This is a genomic window from Limnohabitans sp. (genome assembly GCF_036804465.1).
Taxonomy (GTDB): Bacteria; Pseudomonadota; Gammaproteobacteria; order Burkholderiales; family Burkholderiaceae_C; genus Limnohabitans.
This window is the reverse complement of the sequence record NZ_DAIRSK010000001.1, coordinates 91,378-105,550: the sequence shown is the minus strand read 5'-3', so window position 1 is coordinate 105,550 and position 14,173 is coordinate 91,378. Positions and strand designations below refer to the sequence as shown.

The following is a 14,173-nucleotide window of genomic DNA, read 5'->3' as shown; positions in this document are numbered from 1 at the left end:
GTGTTGATTGGAGAACTGAATGAATTCCACGCCTGACAAGTTGTCTTCTATCGCTCAGTGCGCCTACCGCATACGCCGCTATGCCTTGCGCATGGGCGAAGTGCAAGGCCAAGGCTATGTCGGTCAAGCGCTGGGCTATGCCGATGTGCTGGCCGTGGCCTATGGCCATGCAATGAACTTTCGCCCCGACGAGCCCGAGTGGGAAGGGCGTGACCGGTTTTTGCTTTCACATGGCCACTACGCCATTGCAGCTTATGCAGCCATGATCGAGGCAGGCATCATCCCTGAGTCTGAACTTGAAACCTACGGCAGCGACGACAGCCGATTGCCTATGTCGGGTATGGCCACGTACACCCCCGGTATGGAAATATCGGGGGGATCACTTGGACAAGGCTTGCCCATCGCTGTGGGCATGGCGCTGGGGTTGCGCCACCAAGGTAGCTCAGCGTTTGTTTACAACTCCATGTCAGATGGCGAGTTAGACGAGGGCTCCACATGGGAGGCTGCCATGTCTGCCGCTCATCATGGCTTGGGCAATTTGATTTGCATGGTCGACATCAACAACCAACAAGCTGATGGACCATCGACCAAGGTCATGGGCTTTGAGCCCTTAGCCGACAAGTGGGCGTCTTTTGGTTGGCATGTACAGCGTGTCGATGGCAACCATCTGCCAGCCGTGCTGCGTTCGTTTGACACCGCACGAGGATTGCTCGATGCCAAGCCTCGCGTGATTTTGTGCGACACCTTGATGGGCAAGGGTGTGCCTTTCTTAGAGACCCGTGAGAAAAACCATTTCATCCGTGTGGATCCACCCGAGTGGCAGCAGGCGCTCGATGTGCTTGATGCCAATCGCCCGTAAGAAAGTCAGAAAAGATATGAACGCCTTGACTGAAAAAAAACCTCGGCTGACCACCTCGGCCATGATCGCTTCAATTGCGTCTGAAGGCCAGCGCGTTAAAGCCGCACCATTCGGCAAAGCCTTGGTGGAATACGCAGCAAACCACCCCGAAGTGGTGGGCATGACGGCCGACCTCGCCAAGTACACCGATTTGCATTTATTTGCTCAAGCCTACCCCGAACGATTTTTCCAAATGGGGATGGCCGAACAGTTGCTCATGGGCGCTGCAGGTGGCATGGCCAAAACTGGCTTGGTGCCGTTCGCCACAACCTATGCCGTCTTTGGCACTCGCCGTGCATATGACTTTATTCATCAAGTGATCGCCGAAGAAAACTTGAATGTCAAGATTTGCTGCGCCCTGCCTGGCCTTACCACAGGTTATGGCCCCAGCCACCAAGCCACCGAAGACCTTGCCATGATGCGCGCGATTCCTGGCATGACCTTGGTGGACCCTTGTGATGCGTTGGACATTGAACAAGCCGTGCCACAAATTGCCGCACACCCCGGTCCTGTATACATGCGCTTGTTACGAGGCAACGTGCCGTTGGTACTGGACGAGTACAACTACAAGTTCGAGCTTGGCAAAGCCAAACTGTTGCGCGATGGAGCCGATGTATTGGTGATTTCTAGCGGCTTTATGACCATGCGCACACTGGAAGTGGCCAAGCAACTCGAAGCCGACAAGATCAACGTAGCCGTGTTGCATTGCCCGACCATCAAGCCGCTCGATGAGACCACCCTCTTGGCCGAGGTGCGAAAGCCAGGTCGTTTGGTGGTGGTAGCTGAGAACCACTCTGTCATTGGCGGTTTGGGTGAAGCCGTGGCGGGCTTGTTGTTGCGCGAAGGTGCTGCACCTGCCAAGTTCCGCATGTTGGGTTTGCCCGATGCATTTTTAGACGCTGGCGCATTGCCCACCTTGCATGATCGCTATGGAATTTCTGCTGAAAAGGTGTCAGCTTCTCTGAAGGCCTGGCTGACTTGAGTGATCCTCGTATGAGCCGCTTGGCCACTGTCGCCACTTTAACTCTGTCAGCTTGCCGCCTCGACTTAAACGCTTAAAGTGGGGCAGAACTTATTGAAAGAGAGCCCATGAAAACCTACAACATTGCCTGCATCCCCGGAGACGGCATTGGCAAAGAAGTGATCCCTGCAGGCGAACACGTGCTGCAAGCCTTGGCAGCGGCCAGCCATGCATTCAAATTCGAGTTCACCAGTTTTGGTTGGGGCGGCGACTGGTACCGAGCCCACGGCGAGATGATGCCTGCCGATGGGCTGGATGCGCTGCGCCACATGGACGCCATTTTGTTTGGCTCGGCCGGTGACCCGCACATTCCCGACCACATCACCTTGTGGGGCCTGCGCCTGAAGATTTGCCAAGGCTTTGACCAATACGCCAACGTGCGCCCCACGCGCATCCTGCCTGGCATTGACGCGCCGCTCAAGCGCTGCACCCCCAAGGATTTGGACTGGGTCATCGTGCGTGAAAACTCTGAGGGCGAATACTCTGGCGTAGGGGGGCGTGCCCACCAAGGTCACCCGATCGAGGTGGCCACCGATGTGTCGATGATGACGCGTGCAGGCGTGGAGCGCATCATGCGCTATGCCTTCAAGCTGGCCCAGTCGCGTCCCCGAAAACTGCTGACCGTGGTCACCAAGTCCAACGCGCAGCGCCACGCGATGGTCATGTGGGACGAGATTGCGGTGCAAATCTCCAAAGAGTTCCCCGACGTCAAGTGGGACAAGGAACTGGTCGACGCCGCCACCGCCCGCATGGTCAACCGACCCGCCACACTCGACACCCTCGTGGCCACCAACTTGCACGCTGACATCCTGAGCGACCTGGCCGCAGCGCTGGCGGGCAGCCTGGGCATTGCGCCCACCGGCAACATCGACCCCGAGCGTCGCTACCCCAGTATGTTCGAGCCCATCCACGGCTCGGCCTTTGACATCATGGGCAAGGGGTTGGCAAACCCTGTAGGGACTTTCTGGAGTTGTGTCATGCTGCTGGAGCATTTGGGCGAGCATGCTGCTGCGCACAAGCTGATGCAGGCCATCGAGCAAGTCACTGCCAATCCCGCCTTGCACACGGGCGACTTAGGTGGCAAAGCCACCACCGCGCAAGTGACCCAGGCGGTGTGCGATTTGATGACCTCATAAATTCAAACAGGAGACAAAACCATGCGAATCAATTTACCTTTGCGCGCCTTCATCGCCGCGTCTGCCCTCTTCAGCGCAGCGGCTTGGGCTCAGCCTTGCCCCGATAAAAATGTGCAGTATTGGCAGGCCTTTCCGCCTGGGGGCGAGTCTGACTTGTCAGCCCGTCACCAACAAATGGTGCTCAAGAAAAAATGTGCTGCCATCGAAACCGTGGTCCAGTACAAGGCGGGTGCTGGCGGCGCGCTGATGTGGACTCAGATGAACACCTTGCCTGGCGATGGCGTCAACGTGGTGGGCATCAACTTGCCACACATCGTGTTCCAGCCGATTGAGGGCCAAGTTCAATACAAGACCTCAGACGTCACGCCCGTGTATTGGTTCCACTACACGCCCGACATCTTGGTGGTGCCCGTGGCCAGCCCGATCAAAAACTTTGCCGAATTCTTAACCGCTGTGAAGAAGGATCCTGGCAAGTTTTCGCTGGGGGGCTCGGGTTTGAACTCGGCCAACCACGCCGCCCATGAGCGCATGAATGCGGCCTTCAATGTGAAGACGATTTACATTCCTTTCAAAGGCACGGGTGACATGACCACGGCGGTGCTGGGCAGCCAAGTCGACGGGGCCATGACCTACACGCCCTTTGCCATCAACAACAAAGGGCGTGTGCGCCCCCTCGCCGTGGCCATGGAACAGCGCCACCCGCTGATGCCCGAGGTGCCCACTTTCAAAGAGTTGGGTGTGAACTGGGTCGACGGCGCTTACCGTGGCATTGGCGTGCCAAAATCAACCACGCCCGAACAGAAGAAGCGTTTGTCTGATCTGTGGGCGAATTTAAACAACGACCCCGAGATGAAAGACCTCGCAGCGAAAAACGGCTTTGAGCTGGTCAATGTGGGGGTGGAGCAAATGGATGCCTTCATGAAAGAACGCACCCAGATCTACACCGAAGGCGCTGCTCGACTGGGGTTAGGAAAAAAGTGAGTTAACTCTGTCTACTTCAACTGCTATTTCATTGACGAACCCTGAGGCTGTGACTGCGCAGCCTCAGGTTTTTTTACGCCAGCTCTTCGATGCCGCTGTGCTGCGTGCCTTACCGATTCACAACACCGCGGCCTATTTGCCGCCGCCACCCAAGGGCCGCACTGTGGTGTTGGGTGCTGGCAAAGCGGGTGGCGCCATGGCGCAAGCGGTGGAGGCGCTGTGGCCGAGCGACAAACCAATGTCCGGCTTGGTCGTCACACGTTATGGCCACACGCCACCGCGCCCCGCGGGTGTGCCCGAGCGCATTGAGGTGGTTGAGGCCTCGCACCCCGTGCCCGATGCAGCAGGCCTTGCCGCTGCCGAGCGCATCTTGGCATTGACGCAAGGTCTGACCGAAGACGACTTGGTGTTGTTCCTCATTTCTGGCGGAGGCTCTGCCTTGCTCACACTGCCCGCCGATGGGCTGACCCTGGCGGACAAACAGCGCATCAACAAAGACTTGCTGAGCAGCGGCGCAGGCATTGGCGAGATGAACTGCGTGCGCAAGCACCTCTCGCGCATCAAAGGTGGCCGCTTGGCCGCCGCATGTGCGCCAGCTCTTGTGGTGACCCTCACCATCAGCGATGTGCCAGGGGACGACCCGTCGGTCATTGCCAGCGGGCCCACTGTGCCCGACATCACAACCTGTGCCGATGCCTGGGCTATTTTGCAACGCTACAACATCCAAGTGCCTGCCGTGGTGGAGGCGGCGCTGAAAGCCGGCGCACTCGAGACCCCCAAGCCCAGCGCTGTGTGGGACAAGCAGCCCGTGCATTTGATTGCCACACCCCAACAGTCGCTAGATGCCGCCGCCGCGCTGGCGCGCGCCGCAGGACTGAACGCGTATGTGTTGAGCGACGAGCTAGAGGGTGAGTCACGCGAAGTGGGCAAGGTGCACGCTGCGCTGGCGCGTGCGGCTGCGCGCGGCTTGGGACCATTCCAAAAACCGTGCGTCATCTTGAGCGGTGGTGAAACCACGGTGACCATTCGCAAACAAGCGCCGGGTACACCCAAGGGCCGAGGCGGTCGCGCAGGGGAGTTTTGCCTCGGCCTGGCCGTGGCCTTGCAAGCGCAGGCCGGCGTGTGGGCCATCGCCGCTGACACCGACGGCATTGATGGCATCGAAGACAACGCAGGCGCATGTGTGTCGCCCAACACCTTGGCCCGTGCCGAAGCAGCAGGTGTGAAAGCCGCCGATTGTCTGGACCGCAACGATGCCTATGGTTTCTTTGAGGCCTTAGGCGATTTGGTGGTCACGGGGCCCACGCACACCAATGTGAATGACTTTAGAGCGATGTTGGTGTTGTAAGCGGGGTGTTTTTCAAGCTAGCATGAGATCCTCACAGGAGACATCCCATGTTCAAAGTTCACGCTGTTGCCGCTCACCGTCTACCTCAGCTGTTGCGCGAAATGCCCAAAGCCGAGTTGCACATCCACATCGAGGGTTCCCTAGAGCCCGAGCTCATCTTTGCACTGGCCGAGCGCAATGATGTAGAGCTGCCGTATGCCAATGTCCAAGCCTTGCGTGCGGCTTATGCTTTCTCTGACCTGCAAAGCTTCCTCGATATTTACTACGCTGGCGCGAGTGTGTTGCTGCACGAGCAAGATTTTTATGACATGGCGTGGGCCTATCTGCAACGTGCAGCGGCTGATCATGTGGTGCACGCAGAAATTTTCTTTGACCCGCAGACGCATACCGAACGCGGTGTCTCTATGTCCACCGTCATCCATGGATTGCACCGCGCTTGTGTCGATGCGCAAGCGCAGCTGGGTGTGAGTGCCCAGCTGATCTTGTGCTTCTTGCGCCACCTGAGCGAGGAGGCCGCGCTGCAAACTTTCAACCAAGCACTGCCGTTCAAAGATAAATTCATTGGCGTGGGTTTGGACTCCAGCGAAGTGGGTCACCCGCCCGAAAAATTCAAAAACGTGTTCGCCTTGGCTCACGCGCACGGCTTGCACCTTGTGGCCCACGCGGGCGAAGAGGGGCCCCCCGCTTATATCTGGAGTGCCTTGGATGTGTTGCACGTGGCGCGCATCGACCACGGCGTGCAGGCCGTGCATGATGCAGCATTGATGGCGCGCTTGGCTAAAGACCGCACGCCACTCACGGTGTGCCCACTGTCCAACCAAAAGCTGTGTGTTTTTTCTGATTTGAAAAGCCACAACATTGGCCAGCTACTTGACGCTGGCCTGTGCGTGACCATCAATTCAGACGACCCCGCCTACTTTGGTGGTTACATCAATGACAACTTTGTGCAAACTTTCGAGGCGACAGGGCTGACAGCGCAGCAAGCCTATGTGCTGGCCAGCAACAGTTTTGAGGCCAGCTTTGTCAGCGAGCAGCAAAAGAACCAATGGTTGCATTTGCTCAAGCTGAGTTTTCAACGATTTTCAGAGCAGGATTGATGCAACATGGATGATCGTTTATTCGATCACGATGTTGGCGTCTTTCATTAACTTGGTCCATTTGCTCTGTTCTTGTTTGATGAAGCTGGTGAACTCGCTCGCCGAGAGGCTCCCAGGTTCAGCGCCTTTTTCGTGCATCGCTTTGCGAACTTCAGGCATATTCATCACGCGCTGAATATCGTCATGGAGTTTTTTCACGATGTCATTGGGCGTATTGGCATGGGCCAGCAATCCAAACCAACCAATCGCCTCGTACCCAGCAAGACCTGAGTTGGTGATGGGGGGAACGTTTGGCAGCGCCTCAATTGATTTTGTGCCTGTGACACCAATGGCTTTAATTCTGCCTGTTTGAATTTGTGCCATCGCCGTCTGGGTAGGCGCAAACATCAATTGGATGTGATTGGCTAACAGGTCGTTCAATGCTGGACCCGTGCCCTTGTAGGGCAAGTGCAGCATGTCAACTCCCGCTCTGGCTTTGAAAAGTTCACCAGACAAGTGCGAGGCAGCCCCTATGCCCGAAGAGCCAAATGAAAGCTTTTTCGGGTTGGCCTTGGCATAGGTGATGAGGTCAGCGGCGTTGTTGACGGGCAAACTGGGGTGGACGACCAAAACATATGCATCAGCGGAGACCAATGAAACCCCCGTGAATTTAGAAACATTCTTGTCATTGATAACCGCTGTGGTGGCCATGAGCAATGTGTAGCCGTCAGGGTTGGCTCTGGAAACAAAATCGGCGCCTATTTGTCCGCTTGCACCGGCTTTGTATTCCACAATGACACTTTGACCCCAAAGTGAACTCAGCCTGGGAACCAAGATGCGCGCTAAATTATCTGCCCCACCCGCAGGCGTAAAGGGCACGACGATGGTGACCGTCTTAGCCGGAAATGTTTGAGCAAACGAAGGTCGAAGCGCAAAGACACAAATGAAGAGGCTTGTAAAAATAAGTCCAATTGACTTGGATGCGGCGTTGCTTGTGGAAAAAGCATATTTAAAAAAATTCATAAAAAATCCTTTTTTCAGTCTTTGATGCGGGCAATTTAGACAATGGTTGTTTTTAATGAAGCAATGCCTTCGATCGCACATTCAACGACATCACCTGGTTTTAAAAATAGCTCTGCTGCGTTTGGTTTTCCAACCGCAACGCCGCCCGGTGCGCCTGTCGAGAACATATCGCCAGGTTCAATTGGAATAAATCGTGAGAAGTGTTCGATGATATCTGGCAGTTTCCAAATCTGATCCACGGTATTGACCCTCATGCGCTCTTCACCATTGACTGAACAAGTCATCCATAAGTTGTAGGGATCAGCTATTTCATCCATGGTGATAATTTCAGGACCCAACGGGCCAAAACCTGGAATATTTTTGGCAGTCCAAAAGCGTGAGCCAGAAGCAACTTCCCTTTGCTGAAGATCGCGGCAAGTGAGGTCATTGAGAATCGTGACACCTGCAACATACGCAAACGCATCCGCTTTTTTGACGCCTAGCGCTCTCTTGCCCATCACAAAAACCAGCTCTGGCTCGTAATCCAGCCGCACAATACCTTCTGGTTTTTTTACAATCGCTTCATGCCCCACCAAACATGAATTTAATTTAATAAATCCAGTGGGCTCTTCAGGGATCTCTTTGATCAACGCAGTGCGTTGAAGTTCCTCTAAATGCTGACGGTAATTTTTACCGACACATAAAAATTTATCAGCGTCGGTGATGGGCGCAAGATAGCGAATGGATGTTTTGTTTAGCCAAGCACCTTCAAACTTGTTGAATTCATTCAAAGCTTTTGCATTTAAATGGCGCACACGGCTCATGCTCTCAGCGCCGCCTGCAAGCAGCTGTTTCATGCTTGTCGGAAAGTTGGATTCCCCTTCAATTGTGGCGGCATGATGGATATCAAGAATTTGATCATCCGTGCGTACGCCTAATCGTGGTTCTGAGTTGTTGTGGGTAAATGTAAGTAGACGCATGAATTGCAGCTTTTAAAAAAATGAAACCTAAGGTTTATTTAAACTTTGCCATTAGAGTTATGTGTGGCAGCCAGGCCTTCTAGCGCCAAGCCATAGCCATGTAAATCAAGAATTTTCTTTTTCAAATCTTGGGTGGTCAATACTCTTGAATAACGCCTCAAAAGAGGGCTTCTCATTTTGAGATAGTGTGCAAGTTCCCAAGCTCTTGGGAGCAAATTTTCCAAGGGAAGTATCTCGTTAATCAGCCCGACCTCTTTTGCCTCTTGTGCATTGATGGTTTGACCCGTCAGTAAAAAATACCTGCCTCTGTTGGAACCCATGAGGTGGGGGAACACAACGTGAACGCCGTCCCCTGGCACCAATCCCCCCCAGAAGTGCGCTGAATCTTGAAATGTTGCTGTATCGGAAGCGATGACAATGTCTGAGAGAAGCGGAATCTCGGCATGCCGAAGGGTCGGCCCGTTGATGGCGGCAATGATGGGAACTTCAATATTCAACAGATTTAATAATAAATGCTTGCCTTCAAAATAAATCTTGTCCCATTCCATGGCCGTCACAGGATGCCGCACATGGTTATGACCGTTGGGGCCTAAAGCTGGGCCACTGAATGCCTCGCCTGTTCCAGTGAGAATGATCACTTCATTGTCGTAATCTTGCCCAACGTCATGAAACGCTCGGGTAAGTTCTCCGTGAGGCAAAAGACTCCACTGGAGTGGTCCTCCATTGGTGTGGAGTCGCATTTCAAGTATCCCGTCAGTTCGACTCATTTGAATCGTCTGGTATTTTTTTGAGTAATCATCAAAACTCAGCATGGATCAACCTTATATTTAAATAGCGCAAAACTTCTTGCCATCACCCATCTTTTCAATCTTCAGGTTGGCTGCCATTGGAAATAAGCGGGTTTTAGGGTTTCAGCAGCGCCAACACCTCTTTCAGGTGAGGCGCTTTGCTTAAATTCCAGCAGGCTTGGATGATTTGGTGGCTGCGCTCAGCCCCCAAGATCGGGTCAGCCAAGTCGTGGAACTTGCGCTCCAACATGGCATCAGTCATGGGGCGTTGCAGTGAACCAATGGCGTGCTCGACATGCACGTCCACCGTGCGGCCGTCTTTCAAGTGGGCGGTCACGTACACACTTTCTTCGCGTACCGAGGGGTCGACCACGGCGTTGACCTTGTCGCGCAAAGTCACCACGTCGTCACGGCGCACGATGTGGTCAGAGAATTCTTCTTCGCCTGCTCGACCAAAGATCAAGCCCACCGCGCAGCCGTGGTAGACGCTGAACTTGCCTTGCAGCCCATCTTGCGGTGTCTTCTTGCCTGTCAACTCCAACACCAAGGGGTGCACACGCAGGTCAATGCGGGTCACGTCTTCGGCCTTGACGCCTTGCTCGCGCAGTTGCGCGCAAGCGTCGATGCTGGGATGAATCACGATGCCGCATGCGAAGGGCTTGTAGGCGTTGAAGCTGATTTCAAAGCGCTGGCCCAACTCGTCTTGCGCTTCGCGCCAGTCGTATTTGGTGGACACCACTTGGGCCCAGCCGCGGGGTGCTTCGAGTGCGCGCGCGCTTGAAGTGAAACCGTGTTGCGCCATCAAGGCAGACATCAGGCCTGCACGAGCTGCGCCACCCGGGTGAAAGGGCTTGGTCATGGTGCCAAACTGTTCACGCAATCCAATGGGCTGAGAGGCGGCAATGCCCAAGGCCATGGTGGTTTGTTGTTCGTTGAGGCCCAGCAAACGAGCGCAAGCTGCAGCTGCGCCCAGCGTGCCTGTGGAGCCGGTGATGTGCCAGCCGCGGTCATAGTGCTCGGGGTAGACCAAGTTGCCCATGCGGCACGCCACATCAATGCCCAACACCAGGGCGTCAATCACTTGGCGGCCTGAGCTGCCTTGGTGTTCGGCCAAGGCCATGACCGCGGAGGCCACAGGGCCAGCGGGATGGATGATGGTTTTGAGGTGGGTGTCGTCGTAGTCAAAGGTGTGTGAGGAGATGCCGTTGATCAACGCAGCGTTGGCCATGTCCACGCGCTCAGTGCGGCCAGCCAAGGTCGCTTGGGGTGCTGGGGCAAGCATTTGCACGGCGGCCAAAGCCGCGTCAACCGCCTCGTGGTTGGCTGCGCCTATCGCGCAACCCAACCAGTTCAAAAAGGTGCGGTGTGCTTCGTGCTCGACGGCATCGCTCCAGCCTTGAGACGGGTGCTGTGACACAAAGTGCGCGAGTTGCGCAGTGATGGCCGGCGCGTGGTGGTCTGCCGCAACGGCTGTGTTGACTGTCATGTGGAATGGTCCGTTTCAGTTGTAAAAATCAGGTGTTGTCTAAGTTGATGTTGCGTTCGCGCGCGAGGGCGGTCCAGCGCGCCAAATCTTTTTTCATGTACTCGCCGAATTGGTTGGACGTCATCGGCGTCAGCTCCACCGCTTCGGCGCTGAGCTTTTCGCGCAAATCGGGCATCGCCAGCACTTGGGCCATGGCGTTGTTGAGCTGAGTGACCAAGGCGGCTGGCATGCCGGCAGGTCCCACCACGCCATACCACTGCTGTGCATCAAAGCCTTTGAGACCTGCCTCTTCAAGGGTCGGCACATCCTTCAAAGCGGGGTGGCGCTGTGTCCCTGTGACCGCAAGGGGGCGAAGACGCCCGCTGCGAATATGCGGCAGCGCCGCTGCCAAGCCAGGAAACATGGCTTGGGTTTGGCCCGCGATCAAATCGGTGGTGGCGGGGGCGATGCCACGGTAAGGAATGTGCACCATGAAGGTGTTGGTTTGCGCTTTGAACAACTCAGCGGTCAAGTGCGTGAGTGAGCCTGCGCCAGCTGAGCCGTAAGAGATTTGTCCAGGATTTTTCTTGACGAAATCAATGAACGATTTCATGTCAGTGGGAGAGAGTGCGGTGTTGACCACCAGCACATTGGGTGTGCTGCCAATCATGCCAATGGGTGTGAAGTCTTTGATGGGGTCGTAGGCTAATTTGCGGGTGGCCGGCGCAGTTCCGTGTGTCGCCACGTAGCCTTGCATGAGGGTATAGCCATCGGGGGCAGCACGCGCTGTGGCTTGCGAGGCGATCACGCCACCGCCGCCACTTTGGTTGTCGACCAACACGTTTTGCCCCAGCACTTTGCTCAATCGTTCGCAAAAGGTGCGTCCAATCATGTCAGAGCCACCGCCTGCGGCGACGGGCACGATGTATTTGATGGGCTTGTTTGGATAGGCGGACTGGGCTTGAACTGACTCAGCTAAACCGAACAGCAAAGGTGATGCTTGCAAGAGCGTGCGACGTTTCATAGTGACTCCTTGATAAACCGAAGAATGATCGTATGCGATGGTGTGGGTTCAAGGTGTCTCCAAAAGTCCACAGGGTGACAGCAGGTTTAAAATAATTGACTAATTCAAAGGTAAAGAGATGAGCATCAAGAGTGACAAGTGGATCCGCCGCATGGCGCAAGAGCACGGCATGATCGAGCCCTTCGAGCCGGGTCAAATTCGCCAAAATGCAGCGGGTGAAAAAATTGTCAGCTACGGCACCAGCAGCTATGGCTACGACATTCGCTGCGCGCCCGAGTTCAAGGTGTTCACCAACATTTACAGCACGGTGGTGGACCCGAAAAATTTTGATCCCAAAAGCTTTGTGGACATCGAATCGAATGTCTGCATCATTCCGCCCAACAGCTTTGCGCTGGCCCGTACCGTGGAGTACTTTCGTATTCCACGCAATGTGCTGACCGTGTGTTTGGGCAAGAGCACTTATGCCCGCTGCGGCATCATCGTCAACGTCACCCCTTTCGAGCCCGAGTGGGAGGGTTTTGTGACCTTGGAGTTCTCCAACACGACGCCGCTGCCCGCCAAGATTTATGCGGGCGAGGGCTGTGCCCAAGTTTTGTTCTTTGAGAGCGACAAAGACGACGTGTGTGAAACCAGCTACAAAGACCGTGGCGGCAAGTACCAAGGTCAAGTGGGCGTGACGCTGCCCAAGACTTAACACTTGAAATCGCTCAACGTCATTGGTTGCGGCCGTGTGGGTCAAACCCTCGCGGCCTTGTTTCATCAACAGGGCCAGGTGCGGGTGCAAGACTTGTACTCCCGCAGTTTCAGCAGCGCACAGCAAGCCGCGCAATTTGTGAAGGCGGGCGAGCCTGTGGCAGAGCTTGCCCAGATGCGCGCCAGCGATGTGTGGCTGCTCAGCGTGCCCGATGCCCAAGTGGCTGATGCGGCCCAGGCTTTGTGCCATGCGCACGGCGCCAAATTAGCGGGTGCCATTGTTTTTCACAACAGTGGTTTTTTAAGTGCCAGCGTTCTACAGCCCTTGCGCGATCTGGGCTGTCATGTGGCCAGCGCGCATCCGGTGCTTAACTTTGCCAGTCCCCATACAGGTGTGCGCCAATTTGCGGGCACGCCTTGCGGGCTAGAGGGTGATGCGCCAGCGCTGGCATGGCTGCACACCGCGCTGGCTGCCTTGGGTGGACGTTGTTTCGAGATTGCCAGCGCTGACAAGCCGCTGTACCACGCAGCTGCCGTGTTTTGCAGCAACTTCACCGTGGTGTTGCAAGGCCTGGCGCAAGACGCATGGCACAGCGCAGGCGTGCCGCCAGAGCTGCTGCGTCCTTTGACCGAAGCCTTGCTCACCAGCACAGTGAACAACGTGCTGGCCATGGGCCCCGCACAGGCCTTGACAGGCCCTGCCGCTCGCGGCGATGCGTCTGTGGTGCAGGCGCAGGGCCAAGTCGTTGCGCAGTGGCATGCCCCAGCGGGCGAGGTGTACGCTTTGCTCAGCCAATTGGCCGCCGAGCTGAAGCAGCGCACATAAAGCAGCGCACTTAAAGCAGCGTACTTCAGCACCCGTGTGAGCATGCTCACAAACTGCCGCGACCTTCTTTGGCATGGAAGGCTCGCGCTGTTTCCCAAGCCACTTTTTGCAAATGGGTGGCCACTTCTTTGGGCAAGCCCGCGGTGTAGGTGTTGCCCATCGGGTTTTGTTGGTAGACCGATGCCATCACGGTGCTGGCTGCGAGGTAGGTGCCCATCAGGCTGGGGTGGCGCTTGTCGGCCACGTACAAATTCAAGTCAGGGCGTTGCGCGATGGAGTTGGCAAACGCCAAACCTGCAGGCACCACCAATGCCTTGTTTTGTTGGCCAGCCTTGATGTATTCGTTGGCCAGTTGCAGGGTCATTTCTGGCTTGTCAGCATAGGCCCACGACATGAACAAAATCGGTTCTGCACCATATTTGCGCACGGTGTCGCTGTGCTTTTTGGCGAACTCATAAAAGATAGCTTGCAGCTTGGGGTGCACAGGGCACTGGCTGCAATCCATCATCATCACGCCATCAAAGGGTTTGTCAAAGGTGTTGAACACCACCTCGTTGTCGCCCACAAATGAGTAGCTGGCCACACCGCCTGGTTTGAAATGGGCCTCCATGTCATGCCAGTTGATACCCGAGCCACTGATGGTGGCCGATGTGGCTCTGTAGCCTTTGCCTCCTGCTGCGCTCAGAAGCAGGCCCACATGGCCATGCATGGAGTTGTTGTAATAAAAGAAGCTGTTGCCCACCCACAGCAGCGTTTTAACGTCGGTCGTTTTGGCGCGCTGGGGGGTGGATGTGAGGCTTGCGCAGCCGGCCAAACCGAGTGTGAGTGCGAGCGCCAAAATGAAGCGGATCAACGGCATAGAGCTTTCTTTCAAATAGAAAAATTCTCGTCTCACGCGGATCAAGAGGCAATCGGGCAACACCCTAGATGAATCC

The 14,173-nt window shown here is 55.6% G+C and carries 14 protein-coding genes; 8 read left to right on the top strand and 6 right to left on the bottom strand.

Annotated elements, in window-relative coordinates:
- Positions 1 to 19 precede the first annotated feature (19 nt).
- The 6 genes from V7Q41_RS00505 (at position 20) to V7Q41_RS00480 (ending at position 6,481) form a co-directional block, all read left to right on the top strand.
- Positions 20 to 859, top strand: coding sequence for a transketolase (locus tag V7Q41_RS00505; RefSeq protein WP_333841381.1), 840 nt, complete (start codon positions 20 to 22; stop codon positions 857 to 859).
- A gap of 16 nt (positions 860 to 875) precedes the next feature.
- On the top strand, positions 876 to 1,880 hold the full coding sequence (locus tag V7Q41_RS00500) for a transketolase family protein (RefSeq protein ID WP_333841379.1): 1,005 nt from the start codon (positions 876 to 878) through the stop codon (positions 1,878 to 1,880).
- A gap of 107 nt (positions 1,881 to 1,987) precedes the next feature.
- The gene (locus tag V7Q41_RS00495) at positions 1,988 to 3,055 is read left to right on the top strand and encodes a tartrate dehydrogenase (RefSeq protein ID WP_333841376.1); all 1,068 of its coding nucleotides are present in this window, start codon (positions 1,988 to 1,990) and stop codon (positions 3,053 to 3,055) included.
- 21 nt (positions 3,056 to 3,076) lie between these two features.
- Positions 3,077 to 4,036, top strand: coding sequence for a tripartite tricarboxylate transporter substrate binding protein (locus V7Q41_RS00490; protein WP_333841374.1), 960 nt, complete (start codon positions 3,077 to 3,079; stop codon positions 4,034 to 4,036).
- Between the two features lie 31 nt (positions 4,037 to 4,067).
- Positions 4,068 to 5,384: a glycerate kinase type-2 family protein gene (locus tag V7Q41_RS00485; protein ID WP_442918765.1), complete on the top strand. Its 1,317-nt coding sequence runs from the start codon at positions 4,068 to 4,070 to the stop codon at positions 5,382 to 5,384.
- 47 nt (positions 5,385 to 5,431) lie between these two features.
- Positions 5,432 to 6,481, top strand: a complete 1,050-nt coding sequence (locus V7Q41_RS00480) for an adenosine deaminase (RefSeq protein ID WP_333841371.1) — start codon at positions 5,432 to 5,434, stop codon at positions 6,479 to 6,481.
- A gap of 18 nt (positions 6,482 to 6,499) precedes the next feature.
- Here the strand turns inward: V7Q41_RS00480 and V7Q41_RS00475 are convergent, their stop codons facing one another.
- From V7Q41_RS00475 to V7Q41_RS00455, 5 genes are all read right to left on the bottom strand, one after another.
- Positions 6,500 to 7,483 carry a Bug family tripartite tricarboxylate transporter substrate binding protein gene (locus V7Q41_RS00475; protein ID WP_333841368.1) on the bottom strand — a complete coding sequence of 328 codons (984 nt, stop codon included), beginning with the start codon at positions 7,481 to 7,483 and terminating at the stop codon, positions 6,500 to 6,502.
- A 35-nt stretch (positions 7,484 to 7,518) separates the two neighbouring features.
- The gene (locus V7Q41_RS00470) at positions 7,519 to 8,442 is read right to left on the bottom strand and encodes a fumarylacetoacetate hydrolase family protein (RefSeq protein ID WP_333841365.1); all 924 of its coding nucleotides are present in this window, start codon (positions 8,440 to 8,442) and stop codon (positions 7,519 to 7,521) included.
- Between the two features lie 38 nt (positions 8,443 to 8,480).
- A complete protein-coding gene (locus V7Q41_RS00465) occupies positions 8,481 to 9,254 on the bottom strand; it encodes an enoyl-CoA hydratase/isomerase family protein (RefSeq protein ID WP_333841362.1) in 774 nt (257 codons plus the stop codon).
- Between the two features lie 91 nt (positions 9,255 to 9,345).
- The gene (locus V7Q41_RS00460) at positions 9,346 to 10,716 is read right to left on the bottom strand and encodes an MmgE/PrpD family protein (protein WP_333841358.1); all 1,371 of its coding nucleotides are present in this window, start codon (positions 10,714 to 10,716) and stop codon (positions 9,346 to 9,348) included.
- A gap of 28 nt (positions 10,717 to 10,744) precedes the next feature.
- A complete protein-coding gene (locus V7Q41_RS00455) occupies positions 10,745 to 11,719 on the bottom strand; it encodes a Bug family tripartite tricarboxylate transporter substrate binding protein (RefSeq protein WP_333841356.1) in 975 nt (324 codons plus the stop codon).
- A gap of 118 nt (positions 11,720 to 11,837) precedes the next feature.
- Here V7Q41_RS00455 and dcd point away from each other — a divergent pair, with 118 nt between their 5' ends.
- Together dcd and V7Q41_RS00445 are read left to right on the top strand one after the other, a co-directional pair.
- A complete protein-coding gene (gene dcd / locus V7Q41_RS00450; RefSeq protein WP_333841353.1) occupies positions 11,838 to 12,413 on the top strand; it encodes a dCTP deaminase in 576 nt (191 codons plus the stop codon).
- Positions 12,414 to 12,416: 3 nt separating this feature from the next.
- On the top strand, positions 12,417 to 13,238 hold the full coding sequence (locus V7Q41_RS00445; RefSeq protein ID WP_333841351.1) for a Rossmann-like and DUF2520 domain-containing protein: 822 nt from the start codon (positions 12,417 to 12,419) through the stop codon (positions 13,236 to 13,238).
- 46 nt (positions 13,239 to 13,284) lie between these two features.
- Here V7Q41_RS00445 and V7Q41_RS00440 read toward each other — a convergent pair whose 3' ends face one another.
- Positions 13,285 to 14,097, bottom strand: a complete 813-nt coding sequence (locus tag V7Q41_RS00440; RefSeq protein WP_333841348.1) for a hypothetical protein — start codon at positions 14,095 to 14,097, stop codon at positions 13,285 to 13,287.
- Positions 14,098 to 14,173 lie beyond the last annotated feature (76 nt).